Origin of the sequence: Streptomyces sp. ICN903 (assembly GCF_022015835.1) — a bacterium.
GTDB lineage: Bacteria > Actinomycetota > Actinomycetes > Streptomycetales > Streptomycetaceae > Streptomyces > Streptomyces fenghuangensis.
Genome location: NZ_JAKMAY010000455.1, coordinates 1 through 3,164 on the forward strand (window position 1 = coordinate 1; position 3,164 = coordinate 3,164).

General features: G+C 71.8%; 3 protein-coding genes. 1 reads left to right on the forward strand and 2 read right to left on the reverse strand.

The window, feature by feature from the left end; genetic code table 11:
- Positions 1 to 1,168, forward strand: a 1,168-nt coding sequence (locus L7D48_RS27580) for a chitinase (protein ID WP_237883634.1), incomplete at its 5' end; no start/stop codon positions are given.
- 117 nt (positions 1,169 to 1,285) lie between these two features.
- Here L7D48_RS27580 and L7D48_RS27585 read toward each other — a convergent pair.
- Both L7D48_RS27585 and L7D48_RS27590 read right to left on the reverse strand, forming a co-directional pair.
- Positions 1,286 to 2,659, reverse strand: coding sequence for an Nramp family divalent metal transporter (locus tag L7D48_RS27585; protein ID WP_237883636.1), 1,374 nt, complete (start codon positions 2,657 to 2,659; stop codon positions 1,286 to 1,288).
- Between the two features lie 144 nt (positions 2,660 to 2,803).
- Positions 2,804 to 3,164, reverse strand: a 361-nt coding sequence (locus L7D48_RS27590) for a RidA family protein (RefSeq protein ID WP_237883638.1), incomplete at its 5' end; no start/stop codon positions are given.

Below are 3,164 nucleotides of genomic sequence, written 5' to 3' on the forward strand. Positions count from 1 at the left end.
GCCCCCCGCCACACCCGGCACACCCACCGTCGGCGCCACCACCTCCTCCTCGGTCACCCTGAACTGGAACGCCGTCGACGGCGCCACCGGCTACACCGTCTACCGGAACGGGACCAAGGCACTGTCGGTGCAGGGCACCTCGGCCACCGTCACCGGACTGGCCGCCGCCACCTCCTACGAGTTCCGCGTCAGCGCCGTCAACGGCGCCGGCGAGTCGGCGAAGTCCGCCCCCGTCACCGCCACCACCCGCCCCAGGGGCGACGACGGCGGCAACCCCGGCACCGGCGTCCCCAAGCACGCCCTGACCGGCTACTGGCAGAACTTCGACAACGGCGCGCGGGTGCAGAAGCTGCGCGAGGTGCAGGACCAGTACGACATCATCGCCGTCTCCTTCGCCGACTCCACGGCCAGCGCCGGTGAGATCACCTTCAACCTCGACCCGGCGCTCGGCTACTCGTCCGTCCAGGAGTTCAAGGACGACATCGCCGCCAAGCAGGCGGAGGGCAAGAAGGTGATCATCTCGGTGGGCGGCGAGAAGGGCAACGTCATCGTCAACGACTCCGCCTCCGCCGCGCGCTTCGCCGACAGCGCCCACCGGCTGATGGAGGAGTACGGCTTCGACGGCGTGGACATCGACCTGGAGCACGGCATCAACTCCACCTGGCTGACGCAGGCCCTGCGCTCGCTGTCGGCGAAGGCCGGGCCCTCCATGGTCCTCACGATGGCCCCGCAGACCATCGACATGCAGTCCACGTCCACCGAGTACTTCAAGCTGGCGCTGAACGTGAAGGACATCCTCACGGTCGTCAACATGCAGTACTACAACAGCGGTTCGATGCTGGGCTGCGACAACAAGGTGTACTCGCAGGGCTCGGTGGACTTCCTCACCGCGCTCGCCTGCATCCAGCTCGAGGGTGGCCTCGACCCCTCCCAGGTCGGCCTGGGCACCCCCGCGTCCACACGCGGAGCGGGCTCCGGTTACGTGGACCCCTCCGTGGTGAACGCCGCTCTGGACTGCCTGGCCAGGGGGACGAGGTGCGGCTCGTTCAAGCCCGCGCGGACCTACCCGGGCATCCGCGGCGCCATGACCTGGTCCACCAACTGGGACGCGCTCAACGGCAACCGGTGGTCGGACACCGTCGGCCCGCACGTCCACGCGCTGCCCTAGCGCCGGCGGCGGAACACCGGCACGGCGAGGAAGAGGAAGGGGCCCGGTCCGCGTCCACCGCGGACCGGGCCCCGTGCCGTTCCCGCGCCGTTCCCGCACGGGCACCCGGCAGGGCGGTCACCAGGGCAGCTCGCGCACCTGCTGGACGCACAGCACCACGAAGAGCAGTCCGGCGGCCGCCAGCATCGCGTTGCTCAGCGGCCCGTTGCGCCACCGGTGCGGGGTGCGGCCGGAGTTGAGCAGCCACAGCAGGGTTCCGGCGAGGAAGGGCATGAAGAAGGCGCCCAGCACGCCGTAGGCGATGACCAGCCCGAAGGGCTTGTCCAGCCACAGCAGGCCCATCGGCGGGAACGTCAGCCACAGCAGGTAGCCGCGGAACGGCCCGGAGCGCTCGCGCTGCCCGCGCGCGACCTCCAGGACGGGGGGCTCGCCGCCGGTGCCCTGCGCCCGTGCCGCGCGCGTACGCTCCACGAAGTCGGCGAACAGCAGGCTGACGCCGTGCCAGACGCCCACGAGGGAGGAGAAGGAGGCGGCGAGGAAGCCGATCAGGAAGAGCTTGGCGGTGACGGCCCCGAAGCGCTCCTCCAGGATCCGGCCCAGGTCCAGCAGCCCCTGGTCGCCGGAGCCGACGGCGGTGCCGGCGGCGTGCAGCAGTTCGGCGCCGACGATCAGCATCGCCACCACGAAGACGCCGGTGGTCAGGTACGCGACCCGGTTGTCCAGGCGCATCATCCGCATCCAGCCGCTGTCGGTCCACCCCTTGGCGTTGACCCAGTAGCCGTACGCGGCCATGGTGATCGTCCCGCCGACGCCGCCGACCAGGCCGAGGGTGTAGAGCAGCGAGCCGTCCGGCAGCACGGGCAGCAGTCCGGCCACGGCGTCGCCGAGGTGCGGGGTGACGCGGACCGCGACGTAGAGGACGACCACGAACATCACGCCGACGAAGACCATCATGATCTTCTCGACGATCGCGTAGCGGTTGAACCAGACGAACGCCAGCCCCGCCAGCCCGCACAGGATCGCCCATGTCTTCAGCCCGAGGAGGCCGGGGAAGAGCGCGACCAGCGGCAGCGCGCTGGAGGACATGGCGGCAGCGCCGTAGACGAAGCCCCAGACCGTGACGTAGACCGCGAAGTAGACGGTGGTCCACGCGCCCAGACTGCGCCAGCCGTCGAAGATCGTCCGGCCGGTGGCCAGGTGCCAGCGGCCGGTCGCCTCCGCCAGCGCGATCTTCACCAGGCAGCCGACGACGGCCGCCCACAGCAGGGTGTAGCCGAACCTGCTGCCGGCGACGAGGGTGGCCACCAGGTCTCCGGCGCCGACGCCGGTGGCGGCCACCACGATGCCGGGGCCGACCAGCCGCCAGCTCGCCTTCCGTTCGGCCGGGGCCGCGGCGGTCCCCGCGACGGCCTCCGTCCCGCTCCCGGGCCGTTCCGTCCCGCCCGTGCCGTCCGCTCCGTCCGCCGCGCCCTTCTCGCCCGTACTGGCCATGTGCGCCCTCCGCTCTCGTCCCCGCAACCGGCGTGGCGCATACAACAACAGCGCGCCGCCGGGCGGCACAAGAGGGCGTACGGGCACGCGCGGGCGTACGGGCGCGCGTGCGGGCCCCCGGGGTCGCCCGGGGTCACCCGTGCGTCAGTCCAGGACGGCCATGGCGTCGATCTCGACCAGCAGCCCGGCGGGCAGGCCGACGTAGACGGTCGTCCGCGCCGCCGGCGGGCCGGTGAGACCCGCCGTACCGGCGAGGTACTCGTCGTAGATCTCGTTGAACTCGGCGAAGTGGCCGGTGTCGGTGAGGTAGACGCGGACCATCACCACGTCCTCCCAGCTCGCCCCACCCTCCCTCAGGACCGCCTCCACGTTGGCGAGGGTCTGGAGGGTCTGCTCGCGCAGGCCCGGCCCCGCCGGGGTGGGCGGCTGCCCGGGGACGGCGGGCAGGAAACCGACCTGTCCGGCCACCTGGAGGATGTTCCCCTTGCGCACGCCGTGCGAGAAG